Genomic DNA, 22,868 nt, shown 5'->3' with positions numbered 1-22,868 from the left:
GGCGAACACCTGTACTACCCTACCCGCGTCTGCGGCGCGGATCGACGGCGCCGGTGCGGCGTTGCGCGGCTTGCGCCCGGGTCCAAGCGAGCTGCGCCGGGGTCATCTCGCCCCGGGCGTTGACCCGCCCGGACAGGGACACGCTCACGCTGGAGTCGTCGCCCGAACCGAGCAACCCGGTTCCCCGCCATGCATGGCAGATGGCGATGGCCAGTGCGTCCGCGGCATCGGCCGGTCGCGGGACGTCGGCAAGTCCGAGGATGCGTGCCACCATGTGTTGGACCTGGGCCTTCTCGGCTCGGCCGTTGCCGGTGACGGCGGTCTTGACCTCGGAGGGGGTGTGGACGGCCAGCGGAAGCCCTGCACGCCCCACGCAGGTCATGGCCGCGCCCATGACCTGCATGGTGGTGGTCACCGACTGGAGGTTGTCCTGGGCGAAGACCCTTTCGATGGCGACCACTTCCGGCCGGTGGCCGGCGATGACGCGATCAATGGCGTCGGCGACTCCACGCAGGCGGAAGTGGGTGGCCAGGTCCTTGTCCGTGCGGGCCACCTCGACGTGGACCAGGTGCGCCTTCCTGGACAGGTCCACGTCCACCACGGCCAGACCGCATCGGGTCAGACCCGGGTCGATTCCCATGACGCGCAAAGCCGTGCCTCACTGCCCTCGGACCAGGTCCACGAAGAGACGGTGCAGCCGGTCGTCCCCACCGACCTCGGGGTGGAAGGAGGTGGCCATGACCGAGCCGGATCTCACGGCCACCACCGGCCCGTCCTTGCGGTTTGCCGCCCTGGCCAGCACCTGGACGCCCTCGCCGACCCTCTCGACCCACGGGGCGCGGATGAAGACGGCGTGGAAAGGGGCTTCCAATCCGACGACATCCAGGTCCTCCTCGTAGGAGTCGACCTGCCGGCCGAAGGCGTTGCGGCGCACGGTCACGTCCAACGCCGCGAAGGAGCGCTGGTCCTCGCGCCCGTCGAGGACCTCGCGGGCCAGCATGATCATGCCCGCGCAGGTGCCCCACACGGGCATGCCCGAGTGGATCCTCCTCGCCACCGGGTCGAACATGTCGAAGGCGAGCAGCAGCTTCGAGATGGTCGTCGACTCTCCGCCGGGGATGACCAGGGCGTCGACCTCGTCCAATTCGCTCCTGCGGCGCACCGACACGGCGCGGGCGCCGGAATCCTCCAGCGCCCGCACGTGTTCGGTCACGTCACCCTGCAGGGCGAGGACCCCGATGGTCACCATCCGCGCTCCGCAAGTCGGTGTGAGACGGGCACCTCGTCGACGTTGATGCCGACCATGGCCTCGCCCAGGCCGCGAGAGACCTCCGCGATGACCTTGGGGTCGTCGTGGAAGGCAGTGGCCTTGACGATGGCCGCAGCGCGCTTTGCGGGATCGCCCGACTTGAAGATGCCCGAGCCGACGAAGACGCCTTCGGCGCCCAGCTGCATCATCATGGCGGCGTCGGCAGGAGTGGCGATGCCGCCTGCGGTGAACAGGACGACGGGCAGGCGGCCTTCGCGGGCGACCTCGGCGACCAGGTCGTAGGGGGCCTGGAGTTCCTTGGCGGCCACGTAGAGCTCGTCCTCGGGAAGGGATGTCAGGCGACGGATCTCGTCGCGGATCCTGCGCATGTGGGTGGTGGCGTTGGAGACGTCCCCGGTGCCGGCCTCACCCTTGGAGCGGATCATTGCCGCACCTTCGGTGATGCGGCGCAGGGCCTCACCCAGGTTGGTGGCGCCGCACACGAAGGGGACGGTGAATGCCCACTTGTCGATGTGGTTGGCGTAGTCGGCGGGGGTGAGGACCTCGGACTCGTCGATGTAGTCGACTCCCAGGGACTGGAGGACCTGGGCCTCGACGAAGTGGCCGATGCGGGCCTTGGCCATGACGGGGATGGACACTGCGTCGATGATGCCTTCGATGAGGTCCGGGTCCGACATGCGGGCCACACCGCCCTGGGCGCGGATGTCGGCCGGGACGCGTTCCAGAGCCATGACGGCCACCGCGCCCGCGTCCTCGGCGATCTTCGCCTGGTCGGGCGTGACGACGTCCATGATGACGCCGCCCTTGAGCATCTGCGCCATGCCGCGCTTGACGCGGGAGGTGCCGACCTCGGGTGCAGTGGTTTCGGCCATGGTCACTCCTCTTCCTCGAATGCCGCACGGACCTCGTCCGACATGGTCATGTTGTGGTAGACGTTCTGCACGTCGTCGGAGTCGTCCAGGGCGTCGATGAGCTTGTTGACCTTGGTGACACCGTCCAGGTCCAGCTCCACCTCGGTGGCGGCCACGAACTGGACTTCGGCGGAGTCGTAGTCGATGCCGACGGCCTGCAGGGCGCTGCGCACGGGGACCAGGTCGGTGGGTGCGCATTCGATGACGAAGCCTTCGCCCAGGTCCTCGACCTCTTCGGCGCCGGCCTCCAGGACGGCCTCCATGATGGCGTCCTCGTCCACTCCCTCACCGGCGGGCACCTCGATGACGCCGCGGCGCGAGAAGAGGAAGGCGACGGAGCCGGGGTCGGCCATGGAGCCACCGGAGCGTGTGAAGGCCAGGCGCACGTCGGAGGCGGCGCGGTTGCGGTTGTCGGTGAGGCACTCGACGTAGAAGGCGACGCCGCCGGGCCCGTAGCCCTCGTACATGATCGTCTCGTAGTTGGCTCCGCCGGCCTCGGCGCCGGAGCCACGCTTGACGGCACGGTCGATGTTGTCTGCGGGGACCGAGTTCTTCTTGGCCTTCTGGATGGCGTCGAAGAGGGTCGGGTTTCCTGCGGGGTCACCGCCTCCGGTTCGTGCCGCCACCTCGATGTTCTTGATGAGTCGCGCGAAGAGCTTGCCGCGCTTGGCGTCGATGGCAGCCTTCTTGTGCTTGGTGGTGGCCCACTTGGAGTGTCCCGACATCAGTTCTCCCTGTCACGGGGTGGATTGGTACTGGCACAGTCTAGCGAGTGCGTCCTCGGCTCTGCGTCGCAGGTTCGCAGCGTGTGGAAGTGAAGCGCCACGCAGGGCCGCCGGTCAGCGTCGCTCCTCGTGGATGACACGTAGGGAGCACATTCCCGGAGCGAGGTCCTGCCACGCTCCGTCGAAGTCGAGCAGCAGTGCGGTGGCGGTGCCCACTCCCCCACGGACGAGGTCGACGTCCTCGTCCCTGGCCAGGAGCCGCCCGACGCCGGAAATGGTGGGTTCGTGGCCGACGACCATGGCGACCTCGCCCTCGAAGGCGCGGGCCAGACGCAGGACGTGGCGCGGGCCCGCGTCGTAGAGTTCCCGGTCCGCCCACCCCCGGCGCACGCGCAGCGTCCGGGTGAGCCCCTCGTAGGTCTGCACGGCCCGCACGGCGTCGGAGACCGCCGCCTGGTCGACGACAGGCAGTTCTGCGGCCAGGCGCAGCCCGAGTCCGGCCGCCTGGTCGCGGCCGGCGGGGCTCAGGGCCCTGGCGTGGTCACCGCCGTGGCTGTGACCGACGGCGTGGGCGTGGCGGACGACGACAAGGGTGCGGCGGGTCATGGGCTCGAGGATACGCCGCCGACGCATGTGGGGTGTCAGGCCGGGGAGTGCAGGACGAGGTCGAGGAGGCGTTGGCCGGCCAGGGTGATCCACACGGCGGAGAGCATGGAGGTGGAGGTGCCGATGAGGAATCGTTCGGCGAAGGCAGGGTCGTCCCGCAGTTCGGCGAAGCGTCCGAGCCCTTTGACGGCGACGACCACGGCGATGAGGCCCGCCTGCCCGCTGAGCAGGCAAGTGCTCACGGCCAAACGTTCGAGGACGCCCACCCACGTGCCGCCTCCTTTGACGGAGCGGGGCTGGCGCTGGGGGAGGTGGAGCGTGACGTCGGCTCCGCGTCGGGGAGCGGGTTCTGCTTCGGCGGGGACGCGGGCGCACCTGAGGACCAGGACGGTGCACACCCATCCCAGTGCGGCACTGAGCAGCAGGACGAGGCCCCATCCGGCGATGCGGATCCAGTCGTCGGCGCCCATCAGAGCCTCCCTTCGTCGAGTTCGGTGAGCAGGCGCAGCAGGAGTGGGTGGCACGCCAACTCCTGTTTCCGCGCCGAGCGGGCGTAGGCCTGGGAGACGTTTTGGGCGGACACACCCAAGCGTTGGGCGGCCGGCGTGATTCCGCCCGCCGCCTCGACCTCGTCGATGATGGCCCACTGCCGGTCGGTGCGCCCGGCGCGGATGATGTCGAGAAGGCCCAGGAGAGCCTGGGTCTGGGCGGCGGCTTCGGCCCGATCGGCCCTGACGGCGACGCTGGAGGGATTCCGTTTGGCCTCGTCGACGGCTGTGCGGGCGTGGACGAATGCGTCTCCGCGCCCGGATCGGGAGTCGGGGGCGTCTTCGACATCCGGCAGCTCACCCCCTCCGACTCCGAGGCCGCAGTGCCAATGTCCGTCACGCTGTACCCACATGAGGACCTCGAGGACGGCCTGCGGGTTGTCGAAGACGGCCTGCACCTCGTCACCGACGGTGCGCACGAAGGGACGCAGGGCGGGGACGTGGGCCAGGGCTTCCAGCAGTGCGGGTACACGGTCCTCGCCGTGTCGGGAACTCTCCTGGTCGATGGTGAGCACGAACATGAGCACCTGCTTCCCTCAGTCGCCTGCGCTTGAGAAGAGCATATCAAGCGTAATTGCTTGATTCTGCCAAATCAATCTTCAGAGGTTGATTGTCGAGTGGGGTCGAGCCACATGTCGTTCCACGACAGGGGCACGCACGCCCCACCCAGGTCCTGCCCCGGCGCACCGACCAGGTGGACGGGCACATCCACACACGCCGTACCGGTGTTCTCCAACTTCGTGCCGAGCACACGCTCGGCCCCGAGTCCCGGAGCCAGCGAGAAGGCCAGGAAACGCACCAGCGAACCATGGGCGACGATCACCCCAACCTCTCCCCCACCACGCGCGGTCTCGGCCACCACCTCGGCCACGACAGGCAGGGCTCGAGCCAGAACCTCCCGTCCGTCCTCGCCCCCGGGCATACGTCGCGACAGATCGCCTCGCACCCACGCGGCCACCGTCCGGTGGTAGCGCCTGGCCGAAACCTCCCCGAGGTCCATCTCGATGTCTCCCGAGACGACCTCCCGGATGCCGTGACGCACGAAAGCCTTCGCCCCCGAGGCAGCGACCAAGGGCGCCGCCGTCATCCGCGTACGCTCCAAGGCGGACACTGCCACGACCGACGGCAAGGGTCCGACCTCATGGACCCACCTTCGGGCAAGGTGGGCAGCCTGCCCACGCCCGACCTCGTCAAGGGGCAGACCGGGCAGGGCCGTGTCCAGGGCCCCACTCACATTCGCCAACGTCCTGCCGTGCCTGACCAGGACCAGGCGAATCCCCTCAGGTCCAGAAGAGTTCATCCATGACCTCCCTCGAGCGTCGTGCCTGACGCAACCAGTCTTCTTCGAGCACCCCCTGGGCACCCGAGGGCAGGCCCAGCAGCCGTGCCAGCGGGACCAGGTCCTTCCCCTCGCGGGGAAGCACGTCCAGGCGCACCCCGGAGGTGCGACCCGACGCAAGGACGTTGCCGGCGCGGATGCGCGAGGCCAACTCCCACGCGCCTCTGAGGATCTCGGCATGGTCAAAGGCCACCAGGGCGCAGCCCACCAAGGCATCCAGTGCCTCCATGGTCGAGGTGACCCGTAGCTCGGGGAACTCGTGGGCGTGCTGCATCTGCAGCAACTGCACCACCCACTCCACGTCGGTGAGCCCCCCGGGCCCCAGCTTCACGTGGCGGGCGGGCTCCGTGCCGCGCGGCAGGCGTTCGGTCTCCATGCGGGCCTTGAGCAGGCGGATCTCCCGCAGGTCCTCCGACGAAGGCGCCCTGCCCCACCTCACCGGGTCGACCACGGCGAAGAAGTCCTCCAACACCTGGGGGTCCCCCGCAGCGGGCCGGGCGCGCAGCAGAGCCTGACGCTCCCACGGTGAGGCCCAGCGTCCGTAGTACTCGCGGTAGGACTCCACCGTCCGCGACATCGCACCCGATCGCCCTTCCGGCCGCAGGTCCATGTCGACGCTGAGTGCCGGGCCCACACCGGCGCCCGAGAGGAGGGATTTGACGCGGTTGACGATGGCGATGGCCGCTCCGGCGGCTTCGGCCTCGTCCACACCATGAGCCGGGCGGTGCACCGAAAGGACGTCGGCGTCGGAGGCGTAGGAGGATTCGCAGCCCCCATGGCGTCCCATGGCCACCAGAGCCACATGTGCGCGCACCCTGCCGTGCGCACTGGCCTCTTCCCTCTCCGCAAGGGCAAGCGCCCCCTCCAGGGCCACGTCATTGGCTGCGCAGATCGCCGGCCTCCAGGGACTCACCCCACCCAGGGCGTCGGCCAGCGCCGCGCGGGTCACCTCACGTGAACGCACGGAACGCACGCGTCCGATCGCCGAGGCCGTCTCCGGGTGGCGTCCGACCAAGGCGGCGACTTCACTGCGCAGACGCGGCAGCGGCACCGCCTCCAGATGCGCGTCGTCATCCAGCCACTTGACGGCTTCGGGCAGGTCGCACAGGGCCGACTGCACCCATCGGGAATTGGGGAGCAGGGAACACAGGCGCGCTGCGGCCACACCCGAGTCCCGCAGCAGTCCGAGGTACCAGTGGGACTCTCCGATCGTCTCGGAGACGGCGCGGAATCCGAGCAGACCCAAGTCCGGGTCGGCGCCGTCCGCCAACCAGGAGATGATCACGGGAAGCAGGTGACGCTGGATGGCGGCCCGTCGACTGGTGCCCTTGGTGAGGGCCGTGATGTGTCCGAGTGCCCCTTCGGGGTCCACGTAGCCGATGGCGGCCAGCCGGTCCTTGGCCGCCTCGCGGTCGAGGGCCGCCTCGCCCGGGGTGAGGCTGGCGATGGTGGCGACGATCGGCCGGTAGAAGAAGTCCTCGTGCAGGGAGCGCACACGAGTGCGCACCCTGGCAAGTTCCTCCGTGAAGCCTTCGGCGCCCCCCAGCCCGAGAGCACGGCCCATCGCCCGCAATTCCGCCTCGTCGGTGGGCACCAAGTGCGTGCGGCGCATGCGCCGGGCCTGGGCCCGGTGTTCGACGGCGCGCAGGAAGCAGTAGCAGCGGGTGAGTTCAGCGGCGTCCTCGCGGCTCACGTATCCGCCCGAGCCGAGGGCGCCGATGGCCGCCACTGTGTCGCGCACCCGCAGGCTCTCATCGGTGCGGCCGTGGACGAGTTGGAGCAGTTGCACGGTGAACTCGACATCGCGGAGCCCGCCCCTGCCCAGTTTGAGTTCGCGTTCGACCTCCTTGCGCGCAATGCTCTGTTCGACGCGCACCCGCATGGCGCGGGTGTCCTCGACGAAACCCGGGCGCCCGGCCGCCGTCCACACGTGGGGCACGGCTGCCTCCTCGAAGCGTCTTCCGAGGTCGCCATCGCCCGCGCAGTGGCGGGCCTTGAGAAGCGCCTGGAACTCCCAGGTCTGGGCCCACTTCTCCCAGTAGGCGCGGTAGGAGTCGAGGGTCCTGACCAGAGCCCCGTTCCGGCCCTCGGGGCGCAGATTCGCATCCACCGTCCACAGGGGCTGCTCGCTGCCCGCACCGGAGCACGCCTGGGCGGTCATTGCCGCCAGCCTCGTGCCCACTTCGACGACCTCCCTGTCCGAGGTCACCTCCGGGTTCGCGGCCTCGACCACGTGCATGACGTCCACGTCGGACAGGTAGTTGAGTTCCCGGGCTCCCGTCTTGCCCATGGCGATGACCGCCAGTCGCACCCTCCCCTGCGGATCGACCTCGCGCCGCGCCAGGGCAAGACCCGCCTCGAGGGCCGCATCCGCAAGGTCCGACATTGCGCGGGCGATGGTCGTCATGTGGGCCACCGGGTCCGTGCTGCACAGGTCTTCGGCGACGTGGGCGAGCATGAGCCGTCGGTAGGCGCGTCGCAAGTCGTCGGCGCCGGTCCCGGGCCCTGCCACCGGAAGCGGGGAGCTCGGATCCGCGTGGACCGCACTGAGCATCTGTGCGCGCAGGTCGGCCCGCGCCTGCCACAGGGCGGGGATGCGGGAGGCGTCGGCCACCACATGGTCACCGAACCACCGGGAGGCGCCCAGCACTCCCACGAGGACACGCAGCTGCTCCACATCGCCCTCGGCCACACCGTGGAGCGCAGTGGGGGCGGCCTCGCCGAGGCGGGTCAATTGGAGCAGGGCGAGGTCCGGGTCTGCGGATGCCGCCAAGGCGCCCAGCCACGTGTGGGCGTCGCCGGGCAGAGTGGCAAGGTCGGCCTCGGCGCGCGCAGCATCGGCCAAGCCAGCTGCCCGCAGGTCGGAGCGCGTGGGGCCCATCAGTGCAACCTGATGAACTGGGCGATCTCCCGTGGGGTGATCTGCTCGCGGTAGCGCCTCCATTCGCGCTCCTTGTCGCGCAGGACGTGGTCGAACATCTCCTCGCCCAGAGTCGCGGCCACCAATTCGGAGCCGCGCATGTCCTTGACCGCCTCGTGCAGGGAGGAGGGCAGCGCTTCAATGCCGAGAACCTGCCGTTCCCGGTCCGACAGGGCCCACACGTTGTCCTCGGCCTCCGGCATGAGTTCCATGCGTTTGTCGATGCCGTCCAGGCCTGCACCCAACAACAGGGCCAAGGCCAGGTAGGGGTTGGCGGCCGGGTCCAGGGCACGGTACTCCAGGCGGGCGGCGCTGCGTTTGGTCGGCTTGTACCGGGGAACACGAACCAGGGCCGAGGCATTGTTGTGCCCCCAGGACACGTGGGCGGGGGCTTCTCCCCCACCCCACAGGCGTTTGTAGGAGTTCACGTGCTGGTTGGTCACCGCGCAGATGGCGCGCGCATGCGTGAGCAGTCCGGCGATGAAATGGCGTCCCGTGGCGGAGAGCTGGTGCTCACCGGCAGGGTCGTAGAAAGCGTTCTGGTCGCCCTCGAACAAGGAAATGTGGGTGTGCATGCCCGAGCCGGGGTGTTCGATGAAGGGTTTGGGCATGAAAGTGGCGACGATGTCCTCGCGCAGGGCCGCTTCTTCGATGACGACCCGGGCCGTCATGATGTTGTCGGCGGCCGTCAGCGCATCAGTGGCCCGCAGGTCGATCTCGTTCTGTCCGGGGCCGCCCTCGTGGTGGGAGAACTCGACGGCGATTCCCATGTCCTCCAGCATCCGTACCGCCTTGCGGCGGAAGTCGTTGTCGTCGCCACGGGCGACATGGTCGAAGTAGCCCGCCTGGTCGACAGGGACCAGGCGTTCGAAGGTCACGGGCTTGGACAGGAGGTAGAACTCGATCTCGGGGTGGACCATCGCCGTGAAACCCATGTCCTTGGCCCGTTGGATGACGCGCTCCAATGCGGCGCGCGGATCCGAGCGCGACTCGATGCCGTCGGGAGTGAGCACGTCGCAGAACATGCGGCCCACAGGGTCCTGGTCTCCCCGCCAAGGAAGCAGCCCGAAGGTCGAGGCGTCAGGTTTGAGCAGCATGTCGGATTCGTGCACGCGGGTCAGGCCCTCGATGGCCGACCCGTCGAAGCCGATGCCTTCGGTGAAGGCCTCCTCCAGTTGTCCCGGGTCCATGGCCACTGCCTTGAGAACTCCGGCCACGTCCGTGAACCACAGACGAAGGAAGCGGATGTTGCGTTCGGCGACCTCTCGCATGACGCGCTCTTGCTGACGGTCCATCCTCCGGCTCCTTCCCTGGGGCGTTCGACCCGTTCAGGATACGGTGGCGCCCCGCCTCGACGGGAGGCGGGGCGCTCGCGAGGGGTCACTTCGACGGGTTGAAGCCCTTGGCCACGGCATCCAGGGCCGCAGTGAGCTCGGTGGGCACGACCCACACCTTCGAGGCCTCGCCCCGAGCGATCTGCGGAAGCATCTGCAGGTACTGGTAGCTCAGAAGCTCCGGGGTCGGGTTGCCGTCGTGGATGGCGTTGAAGACCGTCTGGATCGCCTGGGCGTCACCGGTGGCCCGGGTGACCGCGGCTTGGGCCTGACCTTCGGCCTTGAGGATCGCGGACTGCTTCTCGCCCTCGGCCTGGAGGATCTGGGACTGGCGGACACCTTCGGCAGTCAGGATCGCCGCGCGCTTGTCACGTTCGGCGCGCAGCTGCTGTTCCATGGCCTGCTGGATCGAGGGCGGTGGGTCGATGGCCTTGAGTTCGACGCGGTTCACGCGGATGCCCCAACGGCCGGTCGCCTCGTCGAGGACGCCGCGCAGTTGACCGTTGATCTGGTCACGGCTGGTCAGGGTCTGCTCGAGGTCCAGAGAGCCGATGACGTTCCTCAGGGTCGTGATGGTCAGCTGTTCGATGGCCTGGATGTAGTTCGCGATCTCGTAGGTGGCGCGCATCGGGTCGGTCACCTGGTAGTAGATGACCGAGTCGATGGACACCACGACGTTGTCGGCGGTGATGACGGGCTGCGGCGGGAAGCTCGTCACCTGTTCACGCAGGTCGACTCGACTTGCAATGCGGTCGACGAAGGGCACGACCAAGTGCAGGCCCGCGTACATGACCGAGTGGAACTTGCCCAGTCGCTCGATGACGAGGGCACGCCCCTGAGGCACGACACGCACCGCACGGGCAATGACGACAACGACGAAGAAGGCGATGGCAATGCCCACCAAGGCAGCGATCGCCGGTCCGAGTTCCATGGATTTCCTTTCCTCGGGCGCCTTGGCGGATGCGCCCGGTGGTTGTGTCGAAGACGGGTGTCAGGAGCGGTCCGCGGGCAGTTCGACAGGGGTGTCCACAGGCCCCACGACTGCCGTCGCACCATCGATGGCGAGGACCCTGACACGGGTCCCCACGGGGATCTCCCAGTTCTGGTCGGCTCGCGCGCTCCACTCCTCACCTGCCAGCAGGACACGGCCCTCCAAAGAGGTCACGCGGTCGCGCACGACGGCGACCTCACCCACCAGGCCCTGGGAGTTCGTGCGCACATTGGGCACCGACCTGGCCAGATGGGACTTCGCCCACGGACGCACGAGGAACAGGAGCAGCAGTGAGACCACTGCGAAGACTCCGACCTGCACCCACAAAGGGGCACCGAGGGCCGAGGCCAGGGCCGCAGCCAAGGCACCGATGCCGAACATGAGGAAGATGAGGTCGACGCTGAGCACCTCGATGACGCCCAGGGCCACGGCGGCCAGGACCCACCAGAACCATGCCATTGTCTCTGCTCCTGCTCTGCTTGTGTCGTCTTCAGTTCCGGGGCACGTCCACTGCTCTGGCCCACCAGCGCCCGTCGGTGCTCCCGGCGGACAAGGGCAGGTCGAAGGCAGCGGACAGGTTGACGCCGGTGACGACCTCGTCGAGGGGCCCGGCGGCGTGGACCCGCCCCTGGGTCATGACCAGGGCGTGGGTGAATCCGGGTGGGATCTCCTCGATCTGGTGGGTGACGAGAACGACCTGGGGGGCCGTTGGCCCAGCGACGATCTCCGACAGGGCGCGCACGAGGACCTCGCGCGCCCCGAGATCCAGCCCCGAAGTGGGCTCGTCCAGGACGAGGACCTCCGGATCGGTCATCAGGGCGCGCGCCAGGAGAACCCGCTGACGCTCCCCCTCCGACAGGCTCGAGAAGCGACGCTGTCCGAACTCGGTGACACCGAAGGCATCGAGCAGGGCCGCTGCACGATCGTCGTCGACGCCCTCGTAGGTCTGGTCCCACGCCTCCGAAGCACCCCAGGCCGCAGTGCGCACCACGTCGAGGACGCGCAGCGAGGGGCGGATCCTCTGTGCCAAGGTGTGGGAGGCGAAGCCGACCACCGAACCCAGCTCTGCACGGTCCGCCGTCTTCGTGTCATTGCCGCACACGCGCACCGAGCCCGTGGTGGGCAGGTCGCGTCCGGTGGCCACTCTGACCAAGGACGACTTGCCGGCACCGTTGGGTCCGAGGACCACCCAGTGCTGCCCCTCATGGGTGTGCCACGAGACGTCGTCGAGGATCCGATGTCCGCCCTTTGCCAAGGTCACGCCGCTGACCTCGAGAACTGTCGTCATGACCACAGTCTAGCCGCACGCCCCGTCAGCGGCGCGCCGTGCAGCGCGGACCCGGCCGCACGACCGCTTCACACGAGGGAGCGGTACAGGTCCGCGGTCCGCGCTCCGATCGCCTCCCACGAGAAGAGCTCGCGAGCCCTGGCAAGGCCCGCCGCTCCCATGCGGGCGGCGGTCTCCGGGTCGTCGAGGACGGCGATGAGGCGCTCGGCCATGTCCTTCTCGAATCGATCCGGGTCCAAGGGGGTGCCGGTGCCGTCCTGGACCTGGTCGATGGGGACCAGGTAGCCGGTCTCGCCGTCGACGATCACGTCCGGGATCCCTCCGGTGGCGGTGCCGACCACCGGCAGGCCGAGTGCCATCGCCTCGAGGTTGACGATGCCGAGGGGCTCGTAGACGGAGGGGGTGATGAACACGTCGGCGGCGTCCAGTACGCAGGTCAGCTCCGCACGCGGAAGCATCCGGGTGATGAGGACGACCCCGGAACGCTCCTCGCGCAGGCGCGCGACCAGGCCGTCCACCTCTTCGGCGATCTCCGGGGTGTCGGGGGCCCCGGCACACAGGACCACCTGCACGTCCTCGGGCAGCATGCGTGCGGCGCGCAGGAAGTGGGGCAGACCCTTCTGGCGGGTGATCCGGCCGACGAAGACGACGGTGCGCCGGTTCGGGTCGATGCCGTTGTCGGCCAGGACCCGAGCCTGAAGCTCGGCGCCCTCCTCACCCTCCGGGGCCCTCCACTGGGACAGGTCGATGCCGTTGTGGATGACGTGGACCCGGTCGGGGTCCACTGCCGGGTAGCAGCGCAGGATGTCCTGCTTCATGCCGTTGGACACGGCGACGATGGCCGAGGCCGCCTCGTAGGCGGTGCGTTCGATCCACGAGGAGACCGCGTAGCCGCCGCCGAGCTGCTCGGCCTTCCAGGGGCGAAGGGGTTCCAGCGAGTGGGCGGAGACGACGTGGGGCACACCGTGCAACAGGGAGGACATGTGTCCGGCGAAGTTCGCGTACCACGTGTGGGAATGGACGAGGTCGGTGCCCTCGGTGGCCGCAGCGATGGACAGGTCCACTCCCATCGTCCGCACGGTGGCGTTGGCGCCGGCCAGTTCGGCCAGGTCGGCGTGGCCCACCACGCCCGGATCGGCGCCCTCCGTGCCCGGCTCTCGCGGGCCGTCGAAGCACTGGACCCGCACCTCCTCGACCAAGGGCCGCAGGACCTTGGCGAGTTCGGTCACGTGGACTCCGGCGCCTCCGTAGACATGTGGCGGGTACTCGCGGGTGAGCAGGTCGATGCGCATGAGGGATCCTTCCGTCGATCGTGCTGCTGAGCCTAGTGTGAACGGCTCTCCACGTCCGGCCTTCGACAGGTTCTGCCCGGTCCTCGTCACCATTCGAGACCCGCGCGACACTCCGAGTGGGCCCCGGTGCGCAATTGCGGGCCGGTGGGGTGCACTTGCGCGTCCATTTCCGTCCGCGCGGGCACTGTCGACACGTACTGTGGACCACATGGCAAAGAACCACGTACTCGCGATCGTGCTCGCTGGCGGAGAGGGCAAGCGGCTCATGCCGCTGACCGTGGACAGGGCCAAGCCCGCAGTGCCCTTCGGAGGGCACTACCGCCTCATCGACTTCGCCCTGTCGAACATCGTCAACTCCGGCTACATGCGGGTGGTCGTCCTCACCCAGTACAAGTCGCACTCGCTGGATCGGCACGTGACCAAGACGTGGTACATGTCGCCGCTGCTGGGCAACTTCGTGGCACCCGTGCCCGCCCAGCAGCGTCGAGGCCCGCACTGGTACCTGGGCAGTGCCGACGCCATCTACCAGTCGTTGAACATCGTCGACGACGAACAGCCCGACTACATCGTCATCATCGGCGCCGACAACATCTACCGCATGGACTTCTCGCAGATGGTCGACCACCACATCGCCTCTGGACTGCCCTGCACGGTGGCGGGCATCCGCCAGCCGATCGAGTTGGCGCCGGCGCTGGGTGTCATCGACGCCGAGAACGGTGTCGTGAAGAACTTCTTCGAAAAGCCCGTCCAGGCCGACGGCCTGGACGACGACCCGACGAAGGTGTTGGCGTCCATGGGCAACTACGTCTTCACGACGAAGGACCTCATTGCGGCCCTGCGCGAAGACGCCGCCGACGAGTCCTCCAAGCACGACATGGGCGGGAACATCGTGCCGTGGTTCGTGGCCCGCGGTGGCTGCGGCGTCTACGACTTCAAGGACAACGACGTTCCCGGATCCACCGAACGCGACAGGAACTACTGGCGTGACGTCGGCAGCTTGGACGCCTACTACGAGGCGAACATGGACCTGATCAGCGTCCACCCGGTGTTCAACCTGTACAACACGAAGTGGCCGACGATGACCCAGTTGGAGGGGTCGCTGCCTCCCGCCAAGTTCGTCTACGGATCCGAACACTCGCGCATGGGACATGCCGTCGACTCCTTCGTCTCTCCTGGCGCAATCGTCTCTGGCGGTGAGGTCTACCACTCGATCATCTCCCCGTGGGCATACATCCACTCCTGGGCGCGGGTGACCGACTCGGTGGTCATGCACGGGACCAGGGTCGGACGAAATGCGACCGTGGCCAAGGCGATCCTCGACAAGAGTGTCGTCGTGGAGGAAGGCGCCTCGGTGGGTGTCGACCTCGAGCACGATCTCGCGCGCGGGTACACGGTCACCGAGTCCGGCATCACCGTCGTGCCCAAGAGCGCGATCGTGACGAAGTGAGCCCCCGCCGCTTCGTCCTCGTCACCGATGGTTCCCCCATTCCGGCCCTCGTGGCCCCGGGATGGGGGATCCGTCGCATCGACGGACCCCACCTGCCCTCCTGCCCGTCGTGGACGGCGCTCGTGTGCGAGCCCCGCCCTGCTGCGGGCCGAGCCGTCGAGCAGCAGGTCCTCGCGGACGCCTTCGCGAAGGTCGGACTCGACGCCCCCGCGGCTGTGCCCGCCGACCTGGAAGGCGGGCCCGCCCTGGTCGTCACTGACGTGGACTCGACCCTGATCCAGGAAGAGGTCATCGAGGAACTTGCCGAGCACGCAGGCACCCGCGCCGAGGTCGCTGCACTCACTGTGCGGGCGATGAACGGGGAGCTCGACTTCGCCCAGTCACTGCGGCGCAGGGTCGCCACCCTGGCAGGGGTTCCGAGCACGGTCTTCACCGAGGTCCTGGAGCAGATCCGCCCGAGTCCGGGCGCTCAGCGTCTGGTCGACCTGGTCCACTCCCTGGGCGGACACTTCGGGGTGGTCTCCGGAGGTTTCGAAGAGGTGGTCGCTCCACTGTGCGAGCGGATGGGCATCGACCACCATGTGGCCAACCGACTGGAGGTCGCAGGCGGCGTCCTCACCGGTCGCCTCCTCGGTGAGATCGTCACCTCGGACACGAAGGTCGCCAAGCTGCGCGAGTGGGCCGCAATGCATGGCGTGGGACCCGAGCGGGTCATCGCCGTGGGCGACGGCGCGAATGACGTGCCCATGCTGCACAGTGCGGGATTGGGAGTCGCCTTCATGGCCAAGCCCGCCGTGAGCGCGCAGGTGCCCTTCCGCCTGGCGGTGCAGCGGCTGGACGCGGTGAGCGCCGCCTGGCTGTGACGGGCTCGCGCCTCGGAGGCGCATGTGGACGCAGCCCGATTCAGATCGACGTTTCCTCGACGACGTCCAGGACCCCGTCCCACCCACGGCTCCATTGGCGGGCCATGGCGACCAGGCCACGGGGGTAGACCTCGGCCCGGGCGGACAATGCGGCCAAGTCGTCGAGGTCCCACCACCGCTGTTCGTCGATGACGTCCCGTTCGAGGTCCGTCCACCCCTCGTCATGGGTGTCGGGTGCCCAAGTGTCAAGGCGCGCCACGAAGAACCACTCCTCCTGGCGGGCGGTCACCGTGAGGAAGTCGAAGGTGGCCTTGCGGAAGAGGACCGGCCCCTCCAGCTCTTCGGGAGGCACGTGCAGGCCGGTTTCCTCCTGGAGTTCGCGCACTGCGCCTGCGCGGGGGTCCTCTCCGGGGACGAGACCGCCTCCGATGGTGAACCACCAGGAGCGTCCGGGTTGGGCGGCGTCGTGTCCGCGGGCGAGCAGCAGGCGGCCGGCCCGGTCGAAGAGGACGACCCTGGCGGCTTCCCTGTGCGGGTAACCGTCCTGGTCGAGGGGCCATTCGGGTCCGAGGGCGCTGAGGGCTTCCTCGATTTCCCGCCCGGCGGTTTCGTCGTGTGGGCTCACCGGAAGACCGTTCCATTCGCGTCGATCCTCGTGCCGGTGGCGCGCAGGTAGGTCTGGCGTGCCAGGCACAATTCGACCAGGGCGGCCTGATTCGACTCGATGCGCTTGGCATCGGGCCCCAGGCGCGACATGACGACCTGGTCGAGGCCCAGCCCGCAGGCGATGTTGAGGAAGCTCGCCATGGCCTTGCGCGCGGCGGGTCCGCCGGTGCGGGCCCAGCGCAGGGCGCCTCGGCGCTGGGCGCCGTTGGTCGCCATGGCAACTTCGGCGGGCAGCATCCATCCGGAGGCGACATAGGGTCCCAAGCCGACGGCGATGTGTTTGGCCTCCCGGTTGGATGCCATGATGAGTGCCGTCATCCACACGGCGAAGAGGGGCACCTGGACCACCGCGTAGACGATGAACCACACGCCGATGTCGGGAAGGACCGACGCCAGGAGGTTCCACAGGCCGTGGATCGACACTGCGGCGAACCAGCCGATTGGCGCCATCCACACCCATGCGTGTCGTGACGGCATCCGTGTGACGGCCCAGCCCAGGGCCAGCCCGATCATGCTCGTCGCCATGGGGTGCAGGAAGGGGCTCATGACCCCTCGCAGGAACACGGTGACGGCGACTCCTTCCACGCCGCCCTGGCCTGCGGAGTTGACGAAGTAGAGGATGTTCTCGGTGAAGGCGAAGCCTGCGGCGACCAGACCGGCGTGCAGGACGCCGTCCAGGTAGCTCTGGAACTGGTGCCTGCGCACCAGGACGAGGATGAGGACGACAAGGCCCTTGAGGGACTCCTCGGACAGTGGTGCGACGACTGATGCGGTGATGACGGAGGTCAGGGCCTGGTCTCCAGTGGTGACCAAGGTGATGAAGCCACCGATCTGGTTGACGATGAGCGCACCGACGGTCGCCACTCCTGCTCCCCACGCCAGTGAGGCCAAGCGGGTCCACAGGGGCTCGATCTCCCAGCGGTCGATGAAGTGGAAGGTCGCCATGACGATCAGGAGGGAGGGCAGCGCGAGGATCGCCATGATCGGGGTGCCGAAAAGGCCCCCGCCCGAGACGAAGATGAGACCGACCATGAGCAGGAAGCCGATCGTCGAGACGATGAGGACGACGATCTCGAATGCGGCGATCCGCGAGCGGCTCCGTGGCACCGCGTAGGAGGGCGCCGTCCGGGCGGGCGGTGCCTGCTGCACCGTCGCGTACCGAGGGGCGTGTGCAGCCCCTTGGCGCGCCATGTGGTGGGGCTGTTGGAGGGGCTGGCCAACCTGCACATGATGCGGGTGTGGGACCGCAGGTTGGGTGTGGCCGGGTTGCCCGCCCCCCATGTGGCCACGCCCGCCGTACTGGGCTCCGGCTGCACCGGCGCCCGCATGTGGCTGGACGGTGTGTGACGGGTACTGGAACCCGCGCGGATCCGCCTGCCCCTGCGGGGACATGTAGCCGGGGTGTTGCGGCTGCTGGGGGGCGGGACCCGTTGGGTACATTCTCGACCTTCCTGCGTCGACGAAGCGGAGCGCCTGCGCGGCATTGGGGTGCACCCGCCTGGCGGGTGTGCGGCTTCCCGAGTCCGGGAAGCCGTATCAGTGTCTCACCGATGGGGCCAGGCTGCCCACAGGCGCTGTCTGGCGTCCTCGAGCAGCTCGGGAACGGCCTTGGTGCGGGCGATGATCGGCAGGAAATTGGCGTCCCCCGCCCACCGGGGAACGATGTGTTGGTGCAGGTGGGCGGCAATACCTGCGCCTGCGACCTCGCCCTGGTTCATACCGAGGTTGAAACCGTGGGGTTGGGCGACCTCGCGCAGGACCCGCATGGCGGTGGCGGTCAGTTCCCCCACCTCGATGCGCTCTGCCTGGGTCAGTTCCGTCCAGTCACTCACGTGCCGGTAGGGGCACACCAGAAGATGTCCCGAGTTGTAGGGGAAGAGATTCATGAGGACGAATGCGGTGGTTCCCCGGTGGACCAGCAGACCGTCCTGGTCACCCCGACCGGGCGCCGCGCAGAAGGGGCACTGTTCCACGCTGGCGTCACCGGGTTTGGCCTCCCCGTGGATGTAGACCATCCGGTACGGGGTCCAGAAGCGCCCGAAGGCGTCGGGGACCCCCGCAATGGTGCGGGAGTCCTCGACGGGCAGGGCGTCCTGGGTCATGTCAGTCATCCGCCTCGGCGGCCTGAGCGAAGTGGTCCTCGTTCACGCGATCGGCCACGTGGCGGGCGATGCGCTCCACGGCCCGGTCGACGGGGACCCCGTTGAGCTGCGAGCCGTCACGGAAGCGGAAGGAGACCGCGCCGGCCTCGGCGTCCTCGCCGCCGGCAATGAGGGTGAAGGGGATCTTGTCCTTGGAGGCGTTGCGAATCTTCTTGCCGAAACGATCATCCGACAGGTCGACCTCGACGCGCAGACCCTTTGCGCGCAGCTTGGCGGCCACGTCCTCGCAGTAGGAGTCGAAGGCCTCCGCCACCGGCACCAGACGCACCTGGACGGGGGCGAGCCACGCGGGGAAGGCTCCCGCATAGTGCTCCGTGAGGACTCCGATGAAGCGCTCGACGGAGCCGAGTTTCGCGGAGTGGATCATGACCGGACGCTTGTGGGTTCCGTCGGTCGCCGTGTACTCCAGGTCGAAACGCTCCGGCTGGTTGAAGTCGTACTGGACGGTCGACATCTGCCACGTGCGTCCGATCGCGTCCTTGACCTGCACCGACACCTTGGGACCGTAGAAGGCTGCGCCGCCCGGGTCTGGAACCAGGTCCAGTCCGGTGGCCGCGCAGGCCTCCTCCAACGCCTTGGTGGCACTGCTCCAGTCCTCGTCGGAGCCGATGAACTTGTCCTTCTTCTTCCCGTCCTCGTCGCGGGTGGACAGCTCCAGGTGGAAGTCCTTGAGGCCGAATGCGGACAGGATCGACAAGAAGAAGTCGATCTGCTTGCGGATCTCCTCGCCCGCCTGCTCGGGGGTGCAGTACGTGTGCGAGTCGTCCTGGGTGAATCCACGCATGCGGGTCAGGCCGTGGACCACTCCCGACTTCTCGTAGCGGTAGTCGTGGCCCATCTCGAAGTAGCGGGCCGGAAGCTCCCGGTAGGAGCGTCCGCGTGAGCGGAAGATGAGGTTGTGCATCGGGCAGTTCATGGCCTTGAGGTAGTACTCCTGGCCGGCCTTGGTGATGTTGCCGTCCTCGTCACGTTCCTCGTCGGCAAGCATCGGCGGGAACATCGTGTCCGCGTAGTAGGGCAGGTGACCCGAGGTGTGGAAGAGTCCGCCCTTGGAGATCTCGGGCGTGTGGACGAAGTCGAAGCCGTATTCCAGGTGGCGTTCGATGACGTACTTCTCGATCTCGTGGCGCACGATCGCGCCCTTGGGGTGGAAGAGGACGAGGCCGGGGCCGATCTCCTCGGGAAAGCTGAACAGATCCAGTTCGGTTCCCAGGCGTCGGTGGTCGCGGCGTTCGGCCTCCTTGATGCGGTTCTGGTGGGCGACGAGGTCGTCCTTGGTGGCCCATGCGGTGCCGTAGATGCGCTGCAACTGGTCGCCCGCCTGATCGCCCTTCCAGTAGGCGGCCGAGGACTTCGTCAGGGCGAAACCGTTGCCGATGAGGCGGGTGCTGGGCAGGTGCGGGCCGCGGCAAAGGTCGGACCACGCAATGGTGCCGTCCTTGCGGACATTGTCGTAGACGGTCAGGCCCCCGGCGCCGACCTCGACCGAGGCGCCTTCGGCTCCCTTGCCCTTGGAGAGGACCAGTTCGAGCTTGTAGGGCTGGTCGGCCAGTTCGGCGCGGGCCTCCTCCTCGCTGACCGCGCGGCGACGGAAGGTCTGTCCCTCCTTGACGATGCGCTTCATGCGTTTTTCGATCTCACGCAGCATCTGCGGGGTGACGGCGTCGATGTTGCCGAAGTCGTAGTAGAAGCCGTCGGTGATGAAGGGGCCGATGCCCAGGTTGACCTCCGGGTAGAGCTCTTGGACGGCCTGGGCCATGACATGTGTGGTCGAGTGGCGCAGGATCTGCAGCCCCTCCTCACTGTCCAGGGTGATGGCCTCGACCTGGGCGCCTGCGGGGATCTCACGGAAGAGGTCCCATGGGGCGCCGTCCACCTTCATGGCAACGACGTCCTTGGCGCCCTCGTACACCGTCTGGCCAGTGGTGCCCGCCTCCAGGGTCCGTGGGCTCTGGTCGATGGTGACGTCAATGGTGGGCACGTCGGGCTCCTCTGGTCGCTCGGACACGGTCGCCCCAATGCTACCGCCCGCACGCGGGGCCCCGACAATGCGGCCCGAGAGGGCTCGGCCGTCGAATAGCGGCCTCTGTCCTCGCTCCGAGAGCTCTTCGAGGTCGCCGACGCGAGCCGCCTTGAGGTCACGCCACCGCCGTCGGGGGCCCGGGGTTCCCGGAGGAGTCAGCGCCCGATTCTCTTCTTCAACTCAGCGGCTGCGCGCAAGGCACTGTAGGTCGCCCCACGCACGGCCATCTCCCAGCCTCCGGGAACATCCGTGTGGTGCTGCGCGAAGCGCGACTTGTACTTGCCCACGCTGTACAACTCCGGCACGCGCGGCGAATGGGCGCCCATGAGGTCCAGCCCGTCGACCTTCTCCGCCCCCAACAGGGCAGCCACCTTGAAGTCGAGGACGATGGGAGCGGCCATGCGCCGCGCCGCCTCCGTCGAGGCCCCGTACTCGGCCTGTGCCCGCCGGTCATTGACCAGGACCAGGTCCCAACACAACAGGGTTCCGTCCTCGTCCCGCACGGAGAAGACCCGGGCGTGGGCCGGACCCATCGTGCGCAGCAACTCCTCGTAGACCCGCTGCTCATGCGGATGGAAGCCGTCCCGCTCGGCGGTCTCGGCCAGGACCGCCCAGTGCTCGGAGAAGTCCGCGGCGGCGGCCTCGGTCTCCTCCAGGACGCGGGCCCCGACCTTGTCCATGTTCTTCAGGCCCTTGCGCACCGTACGTCGTCCGTCATTGGTCATGGCCGCCAGGACGGCGCCCTCGTCGCCCTTGCCGGTGTCGATGACGTAGGTGCGGTCATAGGTGATGGTCTGCAGGACGTCGTGCAGGTCGGGGGCGGAGTACCACGCGTGCAGGCGCACGAATGCGATCGAGGAGTCCGTGGCTCGCACGTGGGCCAGCAGGTCGGCGCGCAGCGCCGCCTCGCGTTGAGGGGAGGCTTCCTTGAGCCACACCGGTCCCCACTTGGCCCACAGGTACTTCACTCCCCTGACCCGGTGGACGTACAAGGCGATGAGAGCCAGTCGTTTGCCGTCCTCCACCCATTCGAAGCGTCCCCACAGGGGGTTGCCTCGTGAGGCTTCGAAGGCCTCCCACGGGGCGGACTGTTCGACGGGAAGGGGCACGACGCCGGCGGCGGCGATGCGCATGGCTTCGGCGTCGATGGCGACGAGTCGCGTCTCGGTCATGGGGTCCTCTCAGCGGGGTCCTGGTCAGTAGGACCGGTCGGTGGGCTCGGGGTAGTAGCGGCGGAACTTTCGCACGTGGTTGAGTCGTTGCAGGCGCACGGTGAGTTCACGCAGGGGGTCCTTGTCCTCACGGTACATGAGGGGATCGAAACGTCGACCCGTGGACACCAAGGAGCGCACACGCTGAGCAAGCCCTGGTTCGCGCAGGTAGTGGAGCAGCAGCGAGTCGGGGACCATCGAGTACAGGACCTCTTCGCGCACCTCCTGCGGGGCGATCCGCCGCCCGTCGACCAGGTCCGCCATCATCGGCACCACGGGGTTGTGTCCGGCGGCGCTCATGTACCAGTTGTTCCGGCCGATGCGGGGGTTGACCTCGAAGAAGACGGCACGTCCGTCGCGCGGGTCGACCTTGACGTCGAAGTTGGCGAAGCCCCGGTACCCGGAGCTGGTGAGCAGACGGCGGGCATCGTCCCACAGCGCGGGGAAGGCTTCGGTGATCATTGCCACGGGGTTGCCGATCATCGTGGGGGCGTGGTCCTCCAGCAGGACGCGGGCCGAACCGATGAGGGTCACTTCTCCGGCGGAGTCGACGTAGGCGGTCAGCGAGCGCATCGCCGTGTTGTCCCCGGGGATGAGCTCCTGGACGAGGAAGGAGTCACGGAATCCGGCTTGGCGCAGGTCCTTCCAGAGTCGGTCGAGTTCGTCGCGGGACTCGATGAACCAGATCTTGCGTTTGCCCTCGAACTCCACCTGGTCGTAGGCGTCACCTCTGGAGGCCTTTGCGACGACGGGGAAGTCGAAGGGGACCTCGGGCGCCGTCCAGTCGGCCTGGTCCGCCCCGCGCATGTCGACGACGACAGTGGCGGGGGTGGCGATGCCCTGTTCCTTGCAGGCCCGGGCGAATCCGGCCTTGTCGGTCAGGGTTTCGATGACTTCCATGGAGGGGAAGGGCAGGGCGTAGTGGGCCTCCAACGCCTGCCGGTTTCGTGCGACGAACACGGAGTGCAGGTCGTGGTTGGCCATGAGCACGAGACGCCTGTCGGGGTGTGCGGCGGCGATTCCCAGGAGCTCGGCGAGCAGCTGGTCGTCGGTGGCCCTGTCCGCAATCCTGTGGACGTCGAAGATCGCCGAGCGTTCGATGATTCTCACCGGCGCGGAGGACAGGCACAGGGACCGTCCGCCGAGGGCTTCGTGGAAGCACCTGCCGATGCCGTACACGCCTGCGTCACCACCGAGGACGACGGGAAGCACGCTCTGGGAGCTCGAAGTCATGGGTCACCACCTGTCTGTGTTCGCTGGACAAGCCTAGCG

23 protein-coding genes are annotated in these 22,868 nt (G+C 68.2%); 3 read left to right on the top strand and 20 right to left on the bottom strand.

Going from position 1 to position 22,868, the window contains the following annotated elements; all coding sequences use genetic code 11:
• Positions 1-19: 19 nt before the first annotated feature.
• The 14 genes from ruvC to glgA all read right to left on the bottom strand — a co-directional run bounded on the left by ruvC (position 20) and on the right by glgA (position 13,224).
• The gene (ruvC, locus tag I6B53_RS05225) at positions 20-649 is read right to left on the bottom strand and encodes a crossover junction endodeoxyribonuclease RuvC (RefSeq protein WP_216765169.1); all 630 of its coding nucleotides are present in this window, start codon (positions 647-649) and stop codon (positions 20-22) included.
• A gap of 9 nt (positions 650-658) precedes the next feature.
• A complete protein-coding gene (gene pdxT / locus I6B53_RS05220; RefSeq protein WP_216765168.1) occupies positions 659-1,249 on the bottom strand; it encodes a pyridoxal 5'-phosphate synthase glutaminase subunit PdxT in 591 nt (196 codons plus the stop codon).
• Positions 1,243-2,142 carry a pyridoxal 5'-phosphate synthase lyase subunit PdxS gene (gene pdxS, locus I6B53_RS05215; RefSeq protein ID WP_216765167.1) on the bottom strand — a complete coding sequence of 300 codons (900 nt, stop codon included), beginning with the start codon at positions 2,140-2,142 and terminating at the stop codon, positions 1,243-1,245. The genes pdxT and pdxS overlap by 7 nt, the downstream gene beginning before the upstream one ends.
• Before the next feature lie 2 nt (positions 2,143-2,144).
• Positions 2,145-2,906: a YebC/PmpR family DNA-binding transcriptional regulator gene (locus tag I6B53_RS05210; protein ID WP_216765166.1), complete on the bottom strand. Its 762-nt coding sequence runs from the start codon at positions 2,904-2,906 to the stop codon at positions 2,145-2,147.
• A gap of 114 nt (positions 2,907-3,020) precedes the next feature.
• Positions 3,021-3,512 carry a histidine phosphatase family protein gene (locus tag I6B53_RS05205; protein WP_216765165.1) on the bottom strand — a complete coding sequence of 164 codons (492 nt, stop codon included), beginning with the start codon at positions 3,510-3,512 and terminating at the stop codon, positions 3,021-3,023.
• A 35-nt stretch (positions 3,513-3,547) separates the two neighbouring features.
• Positions 3,548-3,982: a hypothetical protein gene (locus I6B53_RS05200; protein WP_216765164.1), complete on the bottom strand. Its 435-nt coding sequence runs from the start codon at positions 3,980-3,982 to the stop codon at positions 3,548-3,550.
• Positions 3,982-4,581: a SatD family protein gene (locus I6B53_RS05195; protein WP_216765163.1), complete on the bottom strand. Its 600-nt coding sequence runs from the start codon at positions 4,579-4,581 to the stop codon at positions 3,982-3,984. The genes I6B53_RS05200 and I6B53_RS05195 overlap by 1 nt, the downstream gene beginning before the upstream one ends.
• Positions 4,582-4,652: 71 nt before the next feature.
• The gene (locus I6B53_RS05190; RefSeq protein WP_216765162.1) at positions 4,653-5,360 is read right to left on the bottom strand and encodes a histidine phosphatase family protein; all 708 of its coding nucleotides are present in this window, start codon (positions 5,358-5,360) and stop codon (positions 4,653-4,655) included.
• Positions 5,341-8,280: a bifunctional [glutamine synthetase] adenylyltransferase/[glutamine synthetase]-adenylyl-L-tyrosine phosphorylase gene (locus I6B53_RS05185; RefSeq protein WP_216765161.1), complete on the bottom strand. Its 2,940-nt coding sequence runs from the start codon at positions 8,278-8,280 to the stop codon at positions 5,341-5,343. Before I6B53_RS05185 ends, I6B53_RS05190 begins: the two co-directional genes overlap by 20 nt.
• The gene (locus I6B53_RS05180) at positions 8,280-9,614 is read right to left on the bottom strand and encodes a glutamine synthetase family protein (RefSeq protein WP_216765160.1); all 1,335 of its coding nucleotides are present in this window, start codon (positions 9,612-9,614) and stop codon (positions 8,280-8,282) included. The genes I6B53_RS05185 and I6B53_RS05180 overlap by 1 nt, the downstream gene beginning before the upstream one ends.
• Before the next feature lie 85 nt (positions 9,615-9,699).
• A complete protein-coding gene (locus I6B53_RS05175) occupies positions 9,700-10,584 on the bottom strand; it encodes an SPFH domain-containing protein (protein ID WP_216765159.1) in 885 nt (294 codons plus the stop codon).
• A gap of 60 nt (positions 10,585-10,644) precedes the next feature.
• The gene (locus I6B53_RS05170) at positions 10,645-11,103 is read right to left on the bottom strand and encodes an NfeD family protein (RefSeq protein ID WP_216765158.1); all 459 of its coding nucleotides are present in this window, start codon (positions 11,101-11,103) and stop codon (positions 10,645-10,647) included.
• Positions 11,104-11,134: 31 nt separating this feature from the next.
• Positions 11,135-11,932, bottom strand: coding sequence for an ABC transporter ATP-binding protein (locus I6B53_RS05165; RefSeq protein WP_216765157.1), 798 nt, complete (start codon positions 11,930-11,932; stop codon positions 11,135-11,137).
• Positions 11,933-12,000: 68 nt separating this feature from the next.
• On the bottom strand, positions 12,001-13,224 hold the full coding sequence (glgA, locus tag I6B53_RS05160) for a glycogen synthase (RefSeq protein WP_216765156.1): 1,224 nt from the start codon (positions 13,222-13,224) through the stop codon (positions 12,001-12,003).
• A gap of 208 nt (positions 13,225-13,432) precedes the next feature.
• On the opposite strand from glgA, the gene I6B53_RS05155 reads away from it, so the two are divergent.
• Entirely contained in the window at positions 13,433-14,671 is a 1,239-nt protein-coding gene (locus tag I6B53_RS05155) for a glucose-1-phosphate adenylyltransferase (protein ID WP_216765155.1), read from the top strand.
• A 215-nt stretch (positions 14,672-14,886) separates the two neighbouring features.
• On the top strand, positions 14,887-15,534 hold the full coding sequence (gene serB, locus I6B53_RS05150; protein WP_216765349.1) for a phosphoserine phosphatase SerB: 648 nt from the start codon (positions 14,887-14,889) through the stop codon (positions 15,532-15,534).
• Positions 15,535-15,574: 40 nt separating this feature from the next.
• On the opposite strand, the gene I6B53_RS05145 is transcribed toward serB, so the two are convergent.
• On the bottom strand, positions 15,575-16,159 hold the full coding sequence (locus I6B53_RS05145) for an NUDIX hydrolase (protein WP_253953980.1): 585 nt from the start codon (positions 16,157-16,159) through the stop codon (positions 15,575-15,577).
• Complete coding sequence (locus I6B53_RS11080) at positions 16,156-17,349, bottom strand: PrsW family intramembrane metalloprotease (RefSeq protein WP_253953979.1); 1,194 nt, start codon at positions 17,347-17,349, stop codon at positions 16,156-16,158. The genes I6B53_RS05145 and I6B53_RS11080 overlap by 4 nt, the downstream gene beginning before the upstream one ends.
• 18 nt (positions 17,350-17,367) lie before the next feature.
• On the opposite strand from I6B53_RS11080, the gene I6B53_RS05140 reads away from it, so the two are divergent.
• The gene (locus I6B53_RS05140) at positions 17,368-17,547 is read left to right on the top strand and encodes a hypothetical protein (RefSeq protein ID WP_216765153.1); all 180 of its coding nucleotides are present in this window, start codon (positions 17,368-17,370) and stop codon (positions 17,545-17,547) included.
• Positions 17,548-17,744: 197 nt separating this feature from the next.
• Here I6B53_RS05140 and I6B53_RS05135 read toward each other — a convergent pair whose 3' ends face one another.
• The 4 genes from I6B53_RS05135 to I6B53_RS05120 form a co-directional block, all read right to left on the bottom strand.
• Positions 17,745-18,311, bottom strand: a complete 567-nt coding sequence (locus tag I6B53_RS05135; protein ID WP_216765152.1) for an HIT domain-containing protein — start codon at positions 18,309-18,311, stop codon at positions 17,745-17,747.
• Complete coding sequence (thrS, locus tag I6B53_RS05130; RefSeq protein ID WP_216765151.1) at positions 18,304-20,343, bottom strand: threonine--tRNA ligase; 2,040 nt, start codon at positions 20,341-20,343, stop codon at positions 18,304-18,306. The genes I6B53_RS05135 and thrS overlap by 8 nt, the downstream gene beginning before the upstream one ends.
• A 197-nt stretch (positions 20,344-20,540) precedes the next feature.
• Positions 20,541-21,557, bottom strand: a complete 1,017-nt coding sequence (locus I6B53_RS05125; protein WP_216765150.1) for a GNAT family N-acetyltransferase — start codon at positions 21,555-21,557, stop codon at positions 20,541-20,543.
• Between the two features lie 24 nt (positions 21,558-21,581).
• Complete coding sequence (locus I6B53_RS05120; protein ID WP_216765149.1) at positions 21,582-22,829, bottom strand: carboxylate--amine ligase; 1,248 nt, start codon at positions 22,827-22,829, stop codon at positions 21,582-21,584.
• Between the last annotated feature and the right edge of the window lie 39 nt (positions 22,830-22,868).

The sequence above is a fragment of the Schaalia sp. 19OD2882 genome (genome assembly GCF_018986735.1).
In the GTDB taxonomy this organism is placed as follows: domain Bacteria; phylum Actinomycetota; class Actinomycetes; order Actinomycetales; family Actinomycetaceae; genus Pauljensenia.
This window is presented reverse-complemented; position numbering and strand designations above follow the sequence as displayed.

Coding starts and splice junctions, on each gene's coding strand:
- pdxT (WP_216765168.1), bottom strand. CDS start 1,249: ATGGTGACCATCGGGGTCCTCGCCCTGCAGGGTGACGTGACCGAACAC.
- pdxS (WP_216765167.1), bottom strand. CDS start 2,142: ATGGCCGAAACCACTGCACCCGAGGTCGGCACCTCCCGCGTCAAGCGC.
- I6B53_RS05210 (WP_216765166.1), bottom strand. CDS start 2,906: ATGTCGGGACACTCCAAGTGGGCCACCACCAAGCACAAGAAGGCTGCC.
- I6B53_RS05205 (WP_216765165.1), bottom strand. CDS start 3,512: ATGACCCGCCGCACCCTTGTCGTCGTCCGCCACGCCCACGCCGTCGGT.
- I6B53_RS05200 (WP_216765164.1), bottom strand. CDS start 3,982: ATGGGCGCCGACGACTGGATCCGCATCGCCGGATGGGGCCTCGTCCTG.
- I6B53_RS05195 (WP_216765163.1), bottom strand. CDS start 4,581: ATGTTCGTGCTCACCATCGACCAGGAGAGTTCCCGACACGGCGAGGAC.
- I6B53_RS05190 (WP_216765162.1), bottom strand. CDS start 5,360: ATGAACTCTTCTGGACCTGAGGGGATTCGCCTGGTCCTGGTCAGGCAC.
- I6B53_RS05185 (WP_216765161.1), bottom strand. CDS start 8,280: ATGGGCCCCACGCGCTCCGACCTGCGGGCAGCTGGCTTGGCCGATGCT.
- I6B53_RS05180 (WP_216765160.1), bottom strand. CDS start 9,614: ATGGACCGTCAGCAAGAGCGCGTCATGCGAGAGGTCGCCGAACGCAAC.
- I6B53_RS05175 (WP_216765159.1), bottom strand. CDS start 10,584: ATGGAACTCGGACCGGCGATCGCTGCCTTGGTGGGCATTGCCATCGCC.
- I6B53_RS05170 (WP_216765158.1), bottom strand. CDS start 11,103: ATGGCATGGTTCTGGTGGGTCCTGGCCGCCGTGGCCCTGGGCGTCATC.
- I6B53_RS05165 (WP_216765157.1), bottom strand. CDS start 11,932: ATGACGACAGTTCTCGAGGTCAGCGGCGTGACCTTGGCAAAGGGCGGA.
- glgA (WP_216765156.1), bottom strand. CDS start 13,224: ATGCGCATCGACCTGCTCACCCGCGAGTACCCGCCACATGTCTACGGA.
- I6B53_RS05155 (WP_216765155.1), top strand. CDS start 13,433: ATGGCAAAGAACCACGTACTCGCGATCGTGCTCGCTGGCGGAGAGGGC.
- I6B53_RS05135 (WP_216765152.1), bottom strand. CDS start 18,311: ATGACTGACATGACCCAGGACGCCCTGCCCGTCGAGGACTCCCGCACC.
- I6B53_RS05125 (WP_216765150.1), bottom strand. CDS start 21,557: ATGACCGAGACGCGACTCGTCGCCATCGACGCCGAAGCCATGCGCATC.
- I6B53_RS05120 (WP_216765149.1), bottom strand. CDS start 22,829: ATGACTTCGAGCTCCCAGAGCGTGCTTCCCGTCGTCCTCGGTGGTGAC.